12 protein-coding genes are annotated in these 18,382 nt (G+C 66.5%); 4 read left to right on the top strand and 8 right to left on the bottom strand.

Going from position 1 to position 18,382, the window contains the following annotated elements; translation table 11 throughout:
- Positions 1–309: 309 nt before the first annotated feature.
- Both ABE483_RS02145 and ABE483_RS02150 read left to right on the top strand, forming a co-directional pair.
- A complete protein-coding gene (locus tag ABE483_RS02145; protein WP_346481010.1) occupies positions 310–9,021 on the top strand; it encodes a glucoamylase family protein in 8,712 nt (2,903 codons plus the stop codon).
- Positions 9,018–9,278, top strand: a complete 261-nt coding sequence (locus ABE483_RS02150) for a hypothetical protein (protein WP_346481011.1) — start codon at positions 9,018–9,020, stop codon at positions 9,276–9,278. Before ABE483_RS02145 ends, ABE483_RS02150 begins: the two co-directional genes overlap by 4 nt.
- 27 nt (positions 9,279–9,305) lie before the next feature.
- Here ABE483_RS02150 and ABE483_RS02155 read toward each other — a convergent pair whose 3' ends face one another.
- From ABE483_RS02155 to ABE483_RS02185, 7 genes are all read right to left on the bottom strand, one after another.
- The gene (locus tag ABE483_RS02155; RefSeq protein WP_346481012.1) at positions 9,306–10,649 is read right to left on the bottom strand and encodes a DcaP family trimeric outer membrane transporter; all 1,344 of its coding nucleotides are present in this window, start codon (positions 10,647–10,649) and stop codon (positions 9,306–9,308) included.
- A 90-nt stretch (positions 10,650–10,739) separates the two neighbouring features.
- Positions 10,740–11,528 (bottom strand): 2-oxo-3-hexenedioate decarboxylase, encoded by a 789-nt coding sequence (dmpH, locus tag ABE483_RS02160; RefSeq protein ID WP_346481013.1) that lies wholly within the window; start codon positions 11,526–11,528, stop codon positions 10,740–10,742.
- Entirely contained in the window at positions 11,525–12,565 is a 1,041-nt protein-coding gene (dmpG, locus tag ABE483_RS02165; protein ID WP_346481014.1) for a 4-hydroxy-2-oxovalerate aldolase, read from the bottom strand. The genes dmpH and dmpG overlap by 4 nt, the downstream gene beginning before the upstream one ends.
- Positions 12,566–12,575: 10 nt before the next feature.
- On the bottom strand, positions 12,576–13,514 hold the full coding sequence (locus ABE483_RS02170) for an acetaldehyde dehydrogenase (acetylating) (protein WP_346481015.1): 939 nt from the start codon (positions 13,512–13,514) through the stop codon (positions 12,576–12,578).
- Between the two features lie 40 nt (positions 13,515–13,554).
- On the bottom strand, positions 13,555–14,349 hold the full coding sequence (locus tag ABE483_RS02175) for a fumarylacetoacetate hydrolase family protein (protein ID WP_346481016.1): 795 nt from the start codon (positions 14,347–14,349) through the stop codon (positions 13,555–13,557).
- On the bottom strand, positions 14,346–14,549 hold the full coding sequence (locus ABE483_RS02180) for a tautomerase family protein (protein WP_313211008.1): 204 nt from the start codon (positions 14,547–14,549) through the stop codon (positions 14,346–14,348). The genes ABE483_RS02175 and ABE483_RS02180 overlap by 4 nt, the downstream gene beginning before the upstream one ends.
- Before the next feature lie 18 nt (positions 14,550–14,567).
- The gene (locus ABE483_RS02185; protein WP_346481017.1) at positions 14,568–15,830 is read right to left on the bottom strand and encodes an MFS transporter; all 1,263 of its coding nucleotides are present in this window, start codon (positions 15,828–15,830) and stop codon (positions 14,568–14,570) included.
- Between the two features lie 147 nt (positions 15,831–15,977).
- Here ABE483_RS02185 and ABE483_RS02190 point away from each other — a divergent pair, with 147 nt between their 5' ends.
- Together ABE483_RS02190 and ABE483_RS02195 are read left to right on the top strand one after the other, a co-directional pair.
- Entirely contained in the window at positions 15,978–16,649 is a 672-nt protein-coding gene (locus tag ABE483_RS02190; protein ID WP_313211010.1) for a hypothetical protein, read from the top strand.
- 64 nt (positions 16,650–16,713) lie between these two features.
- Positions 16,714–17,571, top strand: coding sequence for an IclR family transcriptional regulator (locus tag ABE483_RS02195; RefSeq protein ID WP_313211011.1), 858 nt, complete (start codon positions 16,714–16,716; stop codon positions 17,569–17,571).
- A 21-nt stretch (positions 17,572–17,592) separates the two neighbouring features.
- Here ABE483_RS02195 and ABE483_RS02200 read toward each other — a convergent pair whose 3' ends face one another.
- Positions 17,593–18,324: a hypothetical protein gene (locus tag ABE483_RS02200; protein ID WP_346481018.1), complete on the bottom strand. Its 732-nt coding sequence runs from the start codon at positions 18,322–18,324 to the stop codon at positions 17,593–17,595.
- Between the last annotated feature and the right edge of the window lie 58 nt (positions 18,325–18,382).

Genomic DNA, 18,382 nt, shown 5'->3' on the forward strand with positions numbered 1-18,382 from the left:
TGGAAAGTGAGCGTACCCACGCCGGCCGTGCCAATCCATGTAGCGTTGCTGCATCTGGCTCAATCCAGTGGCCCATCCCTGACGTGCCCGGCATAACCTGGACCATCCGGGGTACTGCTGCCAACGACCGCTCCGTAGGCTTCATGGAAGGTCGGCAGAGGATGCCTGCCCTCTTCACGCTGAGGGAGGCGATCCTGGAGCGTTGCGTGCAGCGGACCGCAACCAGTGGGCTCCGAGCCCCGCCTTCACAGCAACCACGCCACCCCGAATGCAACTATGCAAGGACGCGACCTCCCCCCTCGGTAAACCATGCCCCACTTTCGCCGTCTTTTTGGTCGTTGGCTCCGCCTGCGTCGTCTTGTCCGTTGGCGCTGGCGTGAGCGCCAGGCTTCGGTCCCGGCCATCGAAGCCACCGAGGTCCCCCTGCGTGCCGCGCTGTACAGCGTTGAACAGATGGAGGTGTACGGCCGCGCCCTTGCGCGCCAGCATCGGGTACGGATGCGACCTGGCGCAGAGCGCCTGCTTGATCGCCTGCAGGCCAACGAGCGTGTCCTGGAAGACGCCAATACGTTGCTCAGCAACGTAGTGCGCGAACAGCGGCCGGTGACCCCGGCCGGGGAATGGCTGCTCGACAACTACTACCTGATCGAAGAACAGATCCAGACCGCGCGACGCCACCTGCCGCGCGGCTACAGCCGGCAGTTGCCGTCGCTGGTCGCCGGCCCCTCGGCCGGGTTGCCGCGCGTGTATGAACTGTCGATGCAGGCGATCGCGCACGGCGATGGCCGCATTGACGGCGATACGCTGGGCCGCTTCATCGCCTCGTACCAGTCGCTCGCGCCGCTGAGCCTGGGCGAACTGTGGGCCGTTCCGATCATGCTGCGCCTGGCCCTGCTGGAGAATCTGCGGCGCATGGCGGCGCGGGTGATGCGTGACGGCACGGACCGTGGCCTGGCTGCCCAATGGGCGGACAGCCTCAATCGCGCGGCATCCGACACCCCGACCGATGTCGTCCTCGTGGTGGCCGACATGGCACGCTCCGAGCCACCCTTGACCGGCGCGTTCATCGCCGAGCTGACCCGCTCGCTGCAGGGGCGCGGCGGCGCGTGGGCCATGCCCATCGCCTGGCTGGAACAGTGGGCCGCCGCGGCTGGGCAGCGCATCGACGAACTGGTCGCCGCCGAGGGGCAGCAACAGGCGGCTGACCAGGTCTCCATCGGCAACAGCATCGGCAGCCTGCGCTTCCTCTCCACCATGGATTGGCGCACCTTTGTCGAAGACATGAGTGTGGTCGAGCAGCGGCTGCGGGAAGACCCGATGGCCGTCTATCCGCAGATGGATTTCGGCACCCGCGACGCCTATCGCCACGTCGTAGAGAAGATCGCGCGCGGTAGCCGCGTCGCCGAAGAGCGCGTTGCGACCATCGCGCTGGACCTGGCGCGGGCGGCTGCGCCGATCGATGGGCCACGTACGCACGTCGGCTATTGGCTCGTGGGCGAAGGCGTGAGCGCCACCGTGGACGCGGTGGCCGAGGCGGCACCGCGCCATCGCAAGGCACGGCGACTGGCGCACCGCGTGCCACTTGCCCTGTACCTGCTGCCGATCGCCCTGCTGGCGGTGGTGGCCACCGCTGGCCTGCTGGCCTCGGGCAGTGGCTCGGTGCCCGTGTGGCTGGCCGCGCTGTTCGGGCTGCTGGTATTCAGCGAGCTGGGCATCGTCCTGGTGAACTGGACGGCGACGGTACTGGTCACGCCCAGGCCGCTGCCCAAACTCGATTTCAGCGAAGGAATCCCGGCCGCCTGCTCCACCGTGGTCGCGGTCCCCTCGATGCTGTCCAGCACCGACGGCATCGATGTCCTGACCGAAGCGCTGGAGGTCCGCTTCCTGGCCAACCGCGACCCTCAGCTGCGCTTCGTGCTGCTGACGGACTTTCTCGATGCCGCGGCCGCCGAGACGCCGACGGACGACACCCTGCTCGCGCACGCCGTGGAGCGGATCGAGGAATTGAACCGTCGCTACGCGGCCGAGCGCGGCGATCGCTTCTACCTGCTGCACCGCCCCAGGCAATGGAACCCGGGCGAAGGGGTGTGGATGGGGCACGAGCGCAAGCGCGGCAAGCTGGCAGCGCTCAATGCCCTGCTCCGCCAAGGCGATGCTGCCGCGTTCATGCGCACCGTCGGTGACACGGCGGCCCTGATCGGCGTCCGCTACGTCATCACCCTGGATTCGGACACGCAGCTTCCGCGGGATGCCGCACGCGCCTTCGTCGCCACCCTGGCGCACCCGCTCAACCGCCCGCGCTTCGATCCGGCGCTGCAACGCGTGGTGGAGGGCTACGGCATTCTGCAGCCCAGCGTCGGCACCAGTCTGGGCACGCGCCGTACCTCGCGGTTTGCCCGGATGTTCGGCAGCGAGCCCGGCATCGATCCGTACTCGCGCATGGTCTCGGATGTCTACCAGGACCTGTTCGACGAAGGTTCGTTCGTGGGCAAGGGCATTTATGACGTCGAAGCGTTCGAGCATGCGCTCGAGGGCCGCCTGCCCGAGAACCGCATCCTCAGCCACGATCTGCTGGAAGGCTGCTATGCACGTGCCGGCCTGGTCAGCGATGTGCGCCTGTACGAGGACTACCCCGAACGCTACGCCGCCGATGCCAAGCGCCGTGCGCGCTGGATCCGCGGCGACTGGCAGCTGTTGCCCTGGTTGATGCCGTGGACACCGCGCCCGGGATCGGGATGGGAACGCAACCGGCTCAGCCTGCTGTCGCGCGGCAAGTTGCTGGACAACCTGCGCCGGAGCCTGGTGCCGATCGCCGCCTTGGCCTTGCTGGTGGCGGGTTGGCTGTATGCCGAAAACCCGGCTGCGTGGACGGCATGGGTGCTGGCGCTGTGGTTCGCGCCGCCGCTGATCGGCATGCTGCGCGATGCGCTGAGCGTTCCGGACGACACGCCGCTGGAAGCGCACTACATCATGGTCGGGCGCGGCACGCTGCAGTCGTTGCTGCGCGCGGCCACCCAGGTCGCGTGTCTGCCCTACGAAGCGTTGCTGGCCGGTGGCGCGGTGCTGCGCACGCTCTGGCGCATGACCGTCACCCGCCGCCATCTGCTGCAATGGAACCCCTCCAGCGAAGTCGAGCGCCGCCTCGGTAGCGACCGCGGCGCGGAATGGCGGGTGATGGCACCGGCATCGTTGCTGGCAATTGCGCTGGCGGCCGTTGTGGCCAGCGTGGCTCCGCAGGCGCTGCCTGTCGCCCTGCCCCTGCTGTTGGCGTGGACCTTCGCGCCCGCGTTGATGGCGTGGCTGGGCCGGCCGCCGGCCGCAAGCGTGGCCGAACTGTCCGTGACCCAGCGGGCATTCCTGGGTCGGCTGGCGCGGCGCACCTGGTCGTTCTTCCAGGCGTGGGTGCGCGAGCAGGATCATTGGCTGCCGCCGGACAATATCCAGGAGCACCCGACGCTGGTGGTGGCGCGGCGCACCTCGCCGACCAACATCGGCCTGTCCCTGCTGGCCAATCTGTCCGCGTGGGATTTCGGCTGGCTCCAGCTGGGCGCGGTCGCGGAACGTACCGCGCTCACGTTCGATACGCTGGACCAGCTGCCGCGCCACCGCGGCCACTTCCTGAACTGGTACGACACCGAAACCCTGGCGCCGCTGCAGCCGCGCTACGTCTCCACCGTGGACAGCGGCAACCTGGCCGGCCACCTGCTGACGCTGCGCCAAGGCCTGCTCGCGCTGGTAGACGCGCCGGTGCTGGCGCCGCACACGTTCGACGGCCTGGCCGATACGCTCGGGGTGCTGGAAGAGGAGCGGCAACGCCATCGCCCCGCTGACGCGACACTGGGCGAGGCGCTCAACCACCTTCGCCAGCGCTTGGCATCAACGCGTACCGACCACCCCCGTGGGACCGCGCAGCTGCTCGCCCGGTTGCAGGAGCTGGCCGGTCTGGCCGACGCCGTGCTGGCGCAATGGCCGGCACCGGAGTCGCCGGAAGAAGGTGCGCTGCACTGGCCGGCCCTGTTCGCTGCCGAATGCCATGCCGCGCACGCGACACTTGCCAACCTCCCGGCCGATGCCGGCGCGGACGACGAGGCGCCAGTACCGAGCCTGCGCCAGCTGGCCGCCCTGCCCGGTTCCGCCGGTGCGGACGCGCGCGCGCGCATCGAGCAGCTGCAGGCGCTGGCGCACCGCGCCGGGCAGTTCTCGCTGATGGAATACGGGTTCCTGTTCTACCGCACCCGCAATCTGCTCTCGATCGGCTACAACGTCGACGACCATCGCCTGGACAACAGTTTCTACGACCTGCTGGCGTCCGAAGCGCGGCTGTGTGCCTTCGTCGCCATCGCCCAGGGCCAGTTGGCGCAGGAGAGCTGGTTCGCGCTCGGGCGGATGCTCACCGAGGTCAACGGCACACCGACGCTGTTGTCGTGGAGCGGATCGATGTTCGAGTACCTCATGCCGCAACTGGTGATGCCCAGCTATCCGGACACGCTGCTCGACCAGACCGCGCGGCATGCGGTGGAGGCGCAGATCGTCTACGGCCGCACCTTGAACCTGCCGTGGGGCGTGTCCGAGTCGGGCTATAACGCTGTGGATGCGCGCCTGAACTACCAGTACCGCGCGTTCGGCGTGCCCGGGTTGGGGCTCAAGCGCGGCCTGGGCCAGGATCGGGTGATTGCGCCCTATGCCAGCATGATGGCGCTGATGGTGGCGCCGGAGGCGGCGTGCCAGAACCTCCAGGCACTCGAAGGGCTGGGGTTCTCCGGTCGCTTTGGCATGTACGAAGCGATCGACTACACCCCCGCCCGGGTGCCGCCGGGGCAGGAACACGTTCTGTTGCGTTCGTTCATGGCCCACCACCAGGGCATGGGCCTGCTGTCGTTGGATTACCTGTTGCGCGACCAGCCGATGCAGCGCCGTTTCGTTGCCGATACCGAGTTCCAGGCGACCTTGCTGCTGCTGCAGGAACGCATTCCGCGTATCGGCGTGTTCCATCCGCATGAGGTCGAAGCCCTGGGCGAGCACTCCGCCATGGCCGAGCACGAGACGTCCCTGCGTGTCCTGCGCGACCCGGCCGGCCCGCGCCCGGAAGTGCAGCTGCTCTCCAACGGGCGCTACCACGGCATGCTGACCCATGCCGGCGGCGGCTACAGCCGCCACGGTGACCTGTCGCTCACCCGCTGGCGCGAAGACGGCACCACCGATGCCTGGGGGTCGTTCTGCTACCTGCGCGACGTGGACAGCGGCGAGTTCTGGTCTGCCGCCTACCAGCCCACCTGCGTGGCGCTGGACCATTACGAGGCGATCTTCTCCGACGCCAAGGCAGAGTTCCGGGGTGCCCGCCGCGGCTGCGAGAGTCATCTGCAGGTCGCCATCTCCGCCGAGGACGACATCGAGCTCAGGCGCCTGCGCCTGACCAACCGCGGCCGTCGCCAGCGCACGGTGGAAATCACCACCTATGCCGAAGTGGTGCTGGCGCCCGCAGCGTCCGACGATGCGCATCCGGCCTTCAGCAACCTCTTCGTGCAGAGCGAGATCCTGGCCGCCAAGCAGGCCGTGCTCTGCACGCGCCGGCCCCGTTCGCACGATGAGGTACCACCGTGGATGTTCCATCTGGTCGCGGTGCATGACGCCGAGGTCGTGTCGATCTCCTACGAAACCGACCGTGCGCGCTTCCTGGGCCGTGGCAACACGCCGCGGACCCCGCAGGCGTTGACCACCGATATCGACCTCTCCGGCACGGACGGCTCGGTGCTCGACCCGATCGTGGCCATCCGCGTGCGGGTGGTGCTGGAGCCCGAGCAGACCGTGCAGCTGGACATGGTGTTTGGCATCGGCGCCGACCGCACCGGTTGCGAGGCGATGGTCGACAAGTACCGGGATCGCCGCCTGGCAGACCGCGTCTTCGACCTGTCCTGGACACACAGTCAGGTGGTGCGCCGGCAGATCAACGCCAGCCAGGCCGAGGCCTCGCTGTACGAGCGCCTGGCCAGCCACGTGCTGTATGCCAATCCGCTGCTGCGCGCGGGCGACGCCGTCCTGCAGCAGAACCAGCGCGGACAATCCGGGCTGTGGGGCCATGCCATCTCGGGCGACCTGCCCATCGTCCTGCTCAAGGTCACCGACGCGGAGAACGTGGAACTGGTCAGGCAGCTGGTGCAGGCGCACGCGTATTGGCGCCAGAAGGGACTCAACACCGACCTGGTGATCTGGAACGACAGCAAGGCCGGCTATCGGCAGGAACTGCAGGACCAGATCCTGGGGATGGTGGCCGCCAGTTCGGAGACGGGCCTGCTCGATCGCCCCGGCGGCATTTTCGTGCGGCCGGTGCAGAACATGAGCCACGAGGACCGCGTTCTGCTGCAGGCCGTGGCACGGGTGGTGCTCAGCGACGAGGACGGCACGCTGGCGGCGCAGGTGGGGCGCCAGCCCCTGCCCGTGCGACGGATTCCGGCCCTGGTGCCGCAGGCGGAGCAGCAGGAACTGGCACTGGCGATGGAAGCGACGCCGGGGCTGCCCGTCGTCGCCGACCCGGGCCCCGAACCCGGCCTGCCCCCGGGCGTTGAGCATGACGAAGAGGTGGACGACCCGTGGCCGTTCCTTCCGTACCGCGGCGCCGGCCGATTCGACAACGGCACCGGCAGTTTCAGCGAGGATGGCCGCGAGTACGTGGTGGTGGTGCGCGAAGGTGCCCCGACCCCGGCCCCGTGGGCGAACGTCATCGCGAACGCCCGCCTGGGCACGGTCGTCAGCGAAAGTGCACCGGGCTATACCTGGTTTGAAAACGCACACGAATTCCGCTTGACGCCCTGGCTCAACGATCCGGTGTCCGATACCGGCGGCGAAGCCTTCTACGTGCGCGATGAGGACACCGGCCGTGTCTGGTCGCCGATGCCGCTGCCATGCCGGGGCACCGGGGCGTACCGTACCCGCCACGGCTTTGGCTACACGGTCTACGAGCATATCGAAGACGGCATCGCCAGCGAGTTGTGGGTCTTCGTCGATGTCACCGCACCGCTGAAGTTCTCGGTCCTGCGCTTGCACAACCTCTCGGGCCGGCCACGGCGCCTGTCGGCCATCGGCTACGTGGAATGGGTCATGGGTGACCTGCGCCCGAAGTCGCGCATGCACGTGGTCACCGAACGCGACCCGCAGACCGGGGCGCTGCTGGCGCGTAACAGCTACAGCACCGAGTTCGGCGGCCGGATGGCCTTCTTCGACACCGATGCCGAGGGCTGCGGCTGGACCTGTGACCGCCTGGAGTTCATCGGCCGCAACGGCGGCCTGCACGCACCTGCGGCGCTGCGTCGCGAGCGTCTGGATGCACGGGCCGGTGCGGGCATGGATCCCTGCGCGGCGATCCAGGTGCCGCTTGAGCTGGCGCCGGGCGACCGCAGTGAAACCACGTTCCGCCTTGGCGCGGGGCGCGACCGCGAGGAAACGCTGGCGTTGGCACGAAGCCGCCAGGGCAACCAGGAAGCCATCGATGCGCTGGACGCCGTGCGCATCCACTGGCGCAACGTCCTGGCCACGGTGCAGGTCCGCACGCCGGACCCGGCGTTCGACGCACTGGCCAATGGCTGGCTGGTCTACCAGACCCTGGGCTGCCGCTACCTGGCACGCAGTGGCTACTATCAATCCGGCGGCGCGTTCGGCTTCCGTGACCAGCTGCAGGATGCGCTCGCCCTCGTACACGCGCGCCCGGACCTGACCCGCGAACACCTGCTGCTCTGCGCGGCACACCAGTTCACCGAAGGCGATGTGATGCACTGGTGGCACCCGCCGCAAGGTCGCGGCGTGCGCACCCGCTGCTCGGACGACTATCTGTGGCTGCCCCAGGGCGCATGCCGCTACCTGGAGGTCACCGGCGACGCCAGCGTGCTGGACGAAGTGGTTGGCTACATCGAGGGTCGCGCGGTGACGCCGGAGGAGGAAGGCTACTACGACATGCCCACCCTTTCGGCACAGCGCGGCACACTCTATGCACACTGCGTCGTCGCGCTGGAACGCGGGTGCCGGTTGCTCGGCGAACGCGGGCTTCCGTTGATGGGGAGCGGCGATTGGAACGATGGCATGAACCGCGTCGGTGACCAGCAGCGCGGTGAAAGTGTGTGGCTCGGGTTCTTCCTGCATGACACGCTTCGCCGGTTCGTCGGGCTGGCCAACGCGCGCGGCGATGCCGCCCGTGCGCAATGGTGCGAAGAACAGGCCGAACGCCTGCGCCAGAACCTGGAACAGCATGCCTGGGACGGCGCGTGGTATCGCCGTGCCTGGTTCGACAACGGCGCCATGTTGGGCTCGTCACAGAATCAGGAGTGCCGCATCGATTCGATCTCCCAGAGCTGGTCGGTGCTGTCAGGCGTTGCTGCGCCTGAGCGTGCCAGCCAAGCACTGGATTCGCTGTACACGCATCTGGTGCGAAAGGACGCCAAACTGATCCAGCTCCTCGACCCGCCCTTCGACCAGACCACGGAGGACCCCGGCTACATTCGGGGTTACGTACCGGGCGTGCGCGAGAATGGCGGCCAGTACACCCACGCGGCGGTGTGGGCGGCGATGGCATTCGCACAGCAGGGCGATGCAGTGCGTGCCTGGGAGCTGGCCGGCATGATCAACCCCCTCAACCACACACTGGACGCCGAGGCGGTCCAGACCTACCGCGTCGAACCCTATGTGTTGGCCGCCGATGTCTATGCCGTGTCGCCGCACGTCGGGCGAGGCGGCTGGACGTGGTACACCGGGTCGGCCGGTTGGATGTATCGCCTGCTGGTGGAATCCCTGCTTGGCATCCGTCGCGACGGCGATCGTCTTTCGCTTGAACCTTGCCTGCCCGATCATTGGCCATCCTTCGAACTGAGCTACCGCTTCGGGCGCAGCCTGTACGAGTTCGTGGTGACCCGCACTGCGCAGGGTCAGCCGACGCTGCATGTGGATGACGTCCTGCAGCCGGACCTGACCGTCCTGCTCCGCGACGACGGCCATTACTACCGTGTCGCGCTTGATCTGGGTGCACCTCCGGGATGAGCGTTCGTCCCGACATACAGGTGCAGCTTGATGCGCTGGCCGACAAGCTGGACCACTGGGTGGCGCGAGTGCGCCACCCAGCGCAATTCTGGCCGCAGTTTGAACAGCTGACTGGTGAGATTCTCGACCAATGCGCGAACGCGGAGAGGGACCATGCGCGTGCGTCTATACAGGCCATGCTCGAACACCATGCGCTGGAACTCCCATCCTGGCACGAACGAGGCGACACCCTGCCGCCGGGGAAGCCGGGTGCGTGACAACGGATCCCCCGTGCGTGCTCAGGATCAGAAGCTGTACTTCACGTGCGTGTGCAGCCGATTCAGATCGCCGGCCTCTCCATTCTCCAGGCGGCGCTGGGCGTGGCTCAGCTCAGCGCCGAGGTCCAGCTTCGGGAAGGGCGAGTAGATCAGGTTGACGCGCCAGGACTGCGCGCGCTCGGTGACCAGCGCTCCGGTCCATTGCGCATCGTTGTCGAGCCAGGCACCGGAGTAGACGAGGTTGCCGCGCAGCTTGGGTGAGAACGCGTGACGCCACGCCACGAAGCCGCCGTAGCCATCCTGGGAATGCAGCTCCCCGTCGGTGTCCAGCACACTGTCGGCACCGAGTGCGAAGCCCAGGTAGCGACCAATGCCCTGCCCGCCGCTGACCATGTAGCGCAGGTCGTCATTGCTGCCTACATTGACGCGCCCGGACAGGCTTGCCGCAATCCCGGTGTCGGTACGGCCGTCGTAACGCAGGTTGCGCACCATGGCCGCCACCGTGAAGTGGCCCCAGGCACCGCGCTGCGCCCAGCGGGCGGTGATGTCTGGCACGGTGTCATCGCCACTGTTGAGGCGGGTGCCGTTGCCCCGGTAGGTCGCCACCGTCGTCTGCGGATTTTCCAACGAGAACGACCACGGGCCGCGCGTGTAGCGAAGCTGCGCCTGACGGTTGAAGATGGTGCCCTCGGACGGACCGGTGAAGTCCACCGTGTCCGGCAGTGCCGCTACGTCCTGGAAGTTGGACCAGGTCTGGCCAGCCAGCCAGTGGTTCCAACTGACATAGGCATGGCGCAGGGTCAGCGAGTAGGTATTCGTGATCACTTCGTTGCCGGCGAAGGCGTTGTTGCCGCCGCCATACATGTCTGCCTCGATGTAGGCCTTGAGCGTGTCGCCACGTTCGGTAACGGTGTCGGCGCCCAACCAGAACCTGGAGAACTGGGCATGCACGTCGGTGTAGCTGGCGCTATTGCCGTTTCCATCCGCGGCGACCGGGGTACCGGCCGGGAAGTAGAACAGACGGCCGGCCGAGCCATCGGCAATGGCGCCGTCGCTGGTCCGCGTGGTCATGGCATCGAGTTTGATGAAGCCGCCTGCCGTGAAGCGGGTGCCGGGCATCGCCCCGGGCAGGATCGGCGTTGCGGCTTGCGCGGGCGGCGTTGCAACCGCCACCGTCGGGGTGTTCTCGGCCGCTTTGGCATCGCGCTGTTGGTACTGCTGCAACAACCCTCGCATCTGCTGCATCTCTGCTTCCAGCTCGGCCATACGCGCCTCCAGCGTGGCGGTTTCCACGGCCTGCGCCAGCGCCGTGTGCGGTAGTGCGGACAACGCCAGCCACAACGGCACCGAGGCCGCTGTTCTCCTCTTCATTCCAACCATGATTCCCCTCCCAGGGCATAGCGATGCCGGCACGGCCTGGGTGAACAGGCCGTGCGGCGTTGACGAACGGGGTGGAGCGTTCTAGATGAAGCGCATGGCGACGGTACCGATGCCGTCGCCGCGGACCAGGACGTTGTCGCCCGCCTGCACGGCAATCGCCGCGGTGATGGCGCCCGACAGCACGACCGCGCCCGCTTCCAGTGGCTGGCCATGCTCGGACAACATGTTGACCAGCATGGCCACTGCAGCGGCAGGGTCGCCGAGCACGGCCGCACCGGCCCCCACCTCTGCGACCTGGCCGTTCTTCTCCATCACCACCCCCAACGTCTGTAGATCGAGCGTGGCCGGGTCCGTCGGGCGCGAACCCAGGACATAGCGCGACGCCGAAGTGTTGTCTGCGATGACGCTGGGCAGGTCGAACCGGAAGTTTTCGTAGCGCGAGTCGATCAGCTCGATGGCTGGCACCACATAGTCCGTCGCAGTGAGCACATCACTGACGGTGCACCCTGGGCCTCGCAGTGCATCGCGCATCACGAAAGCGATCTCGGCCTCTACCTTGGGATGGATCAGCACGCTGGTGTCCACTGCCGCGCCATCATCGACGGCGTTATCGCTCCCAAGGAAACCGTAAATGGGCGTGTCCACGCCCATCTGCTGCATCTTCGCATGGGAGGTCAGGCCCATCTTCATGCCCACGATGCGCACCCCTTCGGCCTGCTTCAGCGCACACAGGCGTTGCTGGATCCGATAGGCGTCAGCCACATCGAGCCCGGGATGGCTGTCGGTCAGTTTGCCGACGTCACGCACGTCGAGTTCGGCGTCGCGCAGCAGGCGGGCGCAACGATCAAGGGTTTCGTTATCAAGGCTCATGCGGGTTCCTTTACTGCGGCCGCATCACGGCGGCGCAGCATGTCCAGGGCGACGTCGACAATCATGTCTTCCTGGCCGCCGACCATGCGGCGCTTGCCCAGTTCAACCAGGATGTCGACGGTATTGATGCCAAAGCGCTGCGAGGCAGCCTCGGCGTGGCGCAGGAAGCTGGAATAGACGCCGGCATAGCCAAGCGCCAACGTTTCACGGTCCACGCGCACCGGGCGGTCCTGCAGCGGTCGCACGATGTCATCGGCCGCGTCCATCAGGGCGTAAAGGTCGCAGCCATGCGCCCAGCCCAGGCGCTCGGCCGCTGCAATGAACACCTCAAGCGGTGCATTGCCGGCACCGGCACCCATGCCTGCCAGGCTCGCATCGATGCGGATCGCACCGGATTCTGCCGCGACGATGGAGTTGGCCACGCCCAGCGACAGGTTGTGATGAGCATGGATGCCGATCTCGGTATCGGGCCTCAAGGCCTGGCGTAGCGCCTGCACCCGATCACGCACATCATTCATGCCCAGCGCGCCACCGGAATCGACCACGTACACACAGGACGCGCCGTAGCTCTCCATCAGCAGTGCCTGCTCAGCAAGGGCGGCAGGGGCGATCATATGGCTCATCATGAGGAAGCCGACCGCATCCATCCCCAGGGCGTTGGCCGCCTCAAGGTGCTGGCGCGAGATGTCCGCCTCGGTGCAGTGGGTGGCCACACGCACGATCCGCGCGCCCGCAGAGTAGGCGTTCTTCAGGTCGTGTACGGTGCCGATGCCGGGCAGCAGCAGCGTGGCGATGCGCGCATGGCTGACCGAGTCGGCCGCTGCTTCGATCCATTCCAGGTCGCTGTGCGCGCCGAAGCCGTAGTTGAACGAGGCGCCTTGCAGGCCGTCACCGTGGGCCACTTCGATCGAGTCCACGCGCGCCTTGTCCAGTGCGCCTGCAATGGCGCGCACCTGCGGGAGGCTGTACTGGTGACGCACCGCATGCGAACCATCGCGCAGGGTGACATCGGAAATGTAGAGTTTGCGTTGGGTCATGAGCGTCTCCTCAGGCGCCTGCCGGCTGGGCCAGCAGCGATGCGGCCATGCGCTCGGCAGTGGCCAGTGCCGCCGAGGTCATGATGTCGAGGTTGCCGGCGTACGCTGGCAGGTAGTGAGCAGCGCCCTCCACTTCCAGGAAGATGGAGGTCTTCAAGCCCGTGGTGGGGCCGATGCCGGGGACGTTGAGCGGTTCGTCGATGACGTCGAACTGGACCTGCTGCTTGAGACGATACCCAGGCACATACGCAGCCACCCTCGCCACCATCTCGCTCACCGCGGCTTCGACCTTCGCCGTATCGACGGCCTCGGACAACACATACACGGTGTCGCGCATCAGCAGCGGCGGATCGGCCGGATTCAGCACGATGATCGCCTTGCCGGCGCGGGCGCCACCGACGCTCTCGATGGCGCGCGAGGTGGTTTCGGTGAACTCATCGATGTTGGCGCGGGTTCCCGGGCCTGCCGACCGGCTGGCAATGGACGCCACGATCTCGGCGTAGTGCACCTTGGCCACCGAGGCGACGGCGGCCACCATCGGGATGGTGGCCTGCCCACCGCAGGTGACCATGTTGACGTTCAGCGCGGCCAGGTTGGCCTCCAGGTTGACCGTGGGCACGCAGTACGGCCCGATGGCCGCAGGGGTCAGGTCGATGACCCGGATCGACGGCCGCGCCTGGCGCAGCAACGCATCATTGCGGACATGCGCCGACGCGGACGTGGCATCGAAAACGATGTCGATGTCGGGAAATACCTCCGATGCGATCAGCCCTTCCACGCCGGTAGCGATGGTCGGGACGCCGAGCCGGGCCGCACGGGCCAGGCCGTCGGAGGCGGGGTCGATACCCACCAGCGCGCCCATTTCCAGGTGCCTGCCGTTGCGCATTACTTTGATCATCAGATCGGTGCCGATGTTACCGGGACCGATGATGGCGACTTTCAGGGTCATACCGCACTCCTGTGGGGATACGTGGGGGGATGAAGCGGGATCAGGCAAAGTGCACGTCGGCGCTGCCCAGGGCGCCCATGCGTACGCGCATGTGGTCGCCGCGCTGCACCGGGATGAGTGGCACCAGGGCACCGGAAAGGATCACCTCGCCCGCCTTCAGCGAAGTGCCGAGGCGGCCGAGCGTATTGGCCAGCCACACCACGCAGTTGATCGGCGACCCCAGCGCAGCCGCGCCAGCGCCGGTCGCGACGAGCTCGCCGTTTTTTTCCACCACCATGCCCAGCGTGCCCAGGTCCAGGCCCTTGGGTGGCACGCGCAGGTCACCCAGGACGAAGGCGGCAGCGGAGGCGTTGTCGGCCACGGTGTCGGTGATGCCGATCTTCCAGTCACGAATGCGCGAATCGACGATCTCGAAACACACCGAAACCGCCTCGGTAGCCGCGATCACTTCGTGATGGGTAATGCCAGGCCCGCACAGGTCGCGCTTGAGGTGGAAGGCGATCTCGCCCTCCGCGCGTGGTGCGATCAGACCATCAAGCGACAGCGTGCCGCCGTTGCGCACTTCCATGCGGTCGGTGAGGAAGCCAAAATCCGGCTGGTCCACCTTGAGCATGCGCTGCACTGCCGCGCTCGTTGCGCCGATCTTCTTGCCCACCACGCGCTCACCGTCGGCCACGCGCCGGGCGAGCAGGTTGCTGGAGATCGCGTAGGCGTCCTCGATACGCAGCCCGGCAATGCGCTCGCTGAGCGGGTCCAGGGGCGCGCCTTCACGCAGCGCACGGTACAGCTGCGCGGCCTGCTCGCCGATGTCGGCCGGGGTCAGGGCGGCGCTCATGCGGATGCCCCGGTCGGGGAATCGCTCTTGAGTACATCGCCCACCGCGAAGCGCTGCGGCGGCACTTCATTGACCATCACACGGATGGTCTGCATCGGCGCGCCCAGCTGCTCATGTGCAGCGCGGGCTACCGCGCGGATGAAGGCCTGCACCTTCTGTTCGTCGCGCCCCTGCACCAGGGTTACTTGGATGATTGGCATGTCAGTCTCCAGGGTGAATCAAGTCAGTTCCGCGCCCTTGGTTTCAGGCAGGAACAGCAGCACGATCAGACCGGCCAGCGCGAAGAAGCCGGCGGTAGCGAGCAAGCCGCTGCCCACGCCATGCCGGTTGGCCAGGTAGCCGATCAGCGCCGGTGCGATCGCGGCGATGGCACGGCCGCCGTTGTAGACGAAGCCCTGCGCGGTAGCGCGGATGGACGTCGGGAACATTTCCGCGAAGGTGGGAGCGAACCCGCTGTAGAAGCCAGTGCCGAAATAGGCCACCACGATGCCGAATGCCATCAACAGCCCCGGCGTGTGGATCATCACGAACAACGGCACCGACAGCGCCGAGCCAGCGAAGAAGATCAGGAACGCCTTCTTGCGCCCCAGCCGATCGGCGATGTAACCAAAGGTGACGTAGCCCAGCGCCGCACCCACCTGCATGATCACGATCCACACCGTGGACTTGACCAGGTCCAATCCCGGACCGCCCTCGGCGACCGGCGTGGCCAGGTAAGTCGGGATCCAGGTGAAGAGGCCCCAGTAGCCGCACATGGCTGCCGTGGTGAACGCCAGGCCGATCAGCGTGTTGCGCCGATGGACACTGAACAACGCGCCCAATGTCTCAGTGAAGCTCAACCGTCTGGTCTGGTTGACCCAGATCTCCGGCTCCTTGACGTGACGGCGCACGTAGAAGGCCAGCAGTGCCGGCAGCAGGCCGACCGCGAACACCCAGCGCCAGCCGTACATCGGCACCACCACAGCCGCGACGATGGCCGCCGCCGCATAGCCTGCCGCGAACGCGCTCTGGATCCACGCCATCACCTTGCCGCGGTGCTGGGCTGGCCAGGTTTCGCTGACCAGCGCCGAACCGGCCGACCATTCCCCGCCGACACCCAGGCCGACGATGACCCGGAACAGCATCAGCTGGCCAAGCGTGTCGGAGAGCCCGCACAACGCAGTGCCGATCGAGTAACAGATGATGCTGAGGATCATCGACTTGGCGCGCCCCATGCGGTCGGCCAGGAACCCGAACAGCAGCCCGCCGGCGGCGGTAGCCAGGAGGGTGGCGGACATCACCATCCCCGCGTCGGACTTGTCGAACCCCAGGTCGGCACTGACGTGCTTGATGACCATGGCAAACAGCATCAGATCCATGATGTCCAGCGCCCAGCCGAGATAGGCCGACCGGAAGGTGCCCCACTGCTGCTGGGTGGCGCCTTGCCACCAGCGCTTGTTGCCGGCGTCGCCTGATGGCGACGTGGACGTACTACTGGCCATTTGTTCCCCCTCCGGAATCTTTGGCGGTTGTGATGTATCGGCAATCGATACCGAAGGGCGACTATAGACCACATTTTTGAGAAACGGAACATATACGATACACGAGTATCGCTGTACGATACGCCCACACTTCCAAAGGATTACGCCATGTCCGATCTCATCCTGCGCCTCTACGAAGACCGCCTGCCGGCAGGCTGTCCGCCGATCCACCTGCCGGCCCTGCCGCGTGCGGTGTACGTGCGGTCAGGTGGACTGGCCGTCGACGCGCACGACCAGGGGCAGTGGCTCGGCGAAGGCCACGCTTCTGTGGCGCAGGACGAACTCACCCTGATCAATGGCACCGAGGAAACGGTGCTGTGGCGCTGGGAACTCACCGGTGCTGGACAGCCTGGTACCGGCGACCTGCCCTCGGCGCCTGCGGCCACAACCCTCTTGAAACTGGAGGCGCCAGTAACGTTGGATCCGCGTTTCAGCTGGCTCATGCGCTGCGATCGCGTCGAGTTCCCGCCGGCCGGAGTGGCACTTACCCACGTGCATCAAGGACCGGGTATCCGCATCTGCCTGAATGGCGAAATCCGTATCGAGACGCTCGGCGAAACGCATGCCTATCCCGCCGGGGAGGCGTGGTTCGAACTGGGCCACGCACCGGTACTGGCTCCCACCACGGAGCGCGAATCGACAACATTCATCCGCTGCTTCCTGCTTCCTCGTCAGGTCAAAGGCCGCAGTTCCATCCGCTATGTTCATGCCGCCGACGCCGCAGCCAAGAAGGTTCAGCAGTACCGCGTTTTCGCAGAGCGATACATCAACCTGCCATGACCCTGCTTACCGTGAGGTAATCTAGCGCCTGCCTCACGTCCCTCACGTTCGCCAGAAGGTTCCCATGCCCCGTCATACGCCCAGTGCCATCAAGGAAATCAATGCCAGCGAAGGCGTGGACGTCATCGAATCGGGCGCGGCGGAGCTGAGCGCTGAACAAGGGCTTCCCACCGCCATTGTCTCGCTGAAAGTGATCGAGGCACTGGCCGCGGCCCCTGCGGGACTGGGCGTCACGCGTCTTGCTGAAATGCTCGGCATGCCCAAGGCCCGCATCCACCGCCATTTGAGCATGCTGCGCGAGCACGGCTATGTCGGCCAGGACCCGCGCACGAACCAGTATCGGGTCGGCTGGCAGATGTTCCTGCTGGGGCGTGCCTGCACCAGCCGTTTCGACGTGATGTCGCTGGCCAAGCCGGTGCTTGAGCGCCTGCGCGACCAGGTTGGGCAGACGGTTGTCATTGCCACCTACTCGGACAATGAGGTGGTGGTGATCGACTTCCTGCGCGGAACCGCGCCTGTGGAGATCAGCCTCCGGCCTGGGACGCGGTTCCATCTGAACACCGTCGCCCAGGGCAAGGTGGTACTGGCGTTCGCTCCGCAAGGCGTTAGCCAGCAGTTCCTCGACCAACCACTGCAGTCCTGCACGCCTCGCACCATCACCGACCCGGATCGATTGCGTGCCGAGATCGAGCTGGTGCGCCGCCGAGGCTGGGCCGACGCACCTGAAGAGCTCTATATCGGTGTCAACGCGCTGGCTGCGCCGCTCCTGCAGGCCAACGGGGAGCTGTTCGGAACGGTGGCGATCATCGGCTCGATCCACTACCTGCCCGGAACGCCAGAGCCAGCACACGTCCAGGCGTTGCTGGACGCATCACGGAAAATCTCTGAACTGATGGGACACGACACACGATTACAAGATTGAAAACGCGCCTGGATGAATGCATCACTCCCTCTGAAGCGCGGTTTCAAGCAGGCTGACGTAGGTGTCCAATCGAGTTCGCAACCCGATAAGCATCCAGCCCGCCACGTACAGCACCACCATCATCCAGATGATCAGGCCCGCAACAGGGTTCACGTCGAAGGCGGCGGCCCAATCGCCCCACGTCCAGTTGCGGAACTGTAGATAGAGCGCCACCAGCACCGGGAATATCCCAAGTTGCTGCATGCCACCGAACACCAGCCCCATGCGCTCGTTCATGCGCTGACGCAAGCCAGTTGAGAAGCGAAGCATTTCCTCACACTGCGCGCGCGGGAACGTTCGAAGCTCACCCACCAGATATCGCCAGTAGGCGAAATCGAAATCCATGTCCACGGCATGCGTGCGTCGCAACTTGAGCGCCTGGGGGAGCTCACGCTTCGCCATGAGAAGCAGGTGCAGCAGAAAGCCGGCCAGTTCCACACCCAGACAGATGGAAAGCGTCATGGCCGCCGGCGCTTGCGCGATGACACGGGGGCTGAGCGCACCGGCCAGCAGGCCCAGGCCAGCTGCGCCCAAGCCAATCCAGAGCGATGCACGTTCCACGCGGGACGGCTTCGGGTAACGGCTGCGGGCCACGTAGGCAGCGACGTTGTCGTGCAGCCACGAGAAGCTGAGCACTGGCTCAGAACCGGCCGTTTCAGCTGCTGCCGCAGCTTCCGGTACCCCAGCTGCCGTGGCCTCCGCCATCATCTCCATTCCTGATCTGCTCCGCTTCCCCTGCGATGGCCGATCATAGCGCCACCGGCCGGGCAAT

It is taken from the genome of Stenotrophomonas sp. TWI602 (genome assembly GCF_039674045.1).
Taxonomy (GTDB): Bacteria; Pseudomonadota; Gammaproteobacteria; order Xanthomonadales; family Xanthomonadaceae; genus Stenotrophomonas.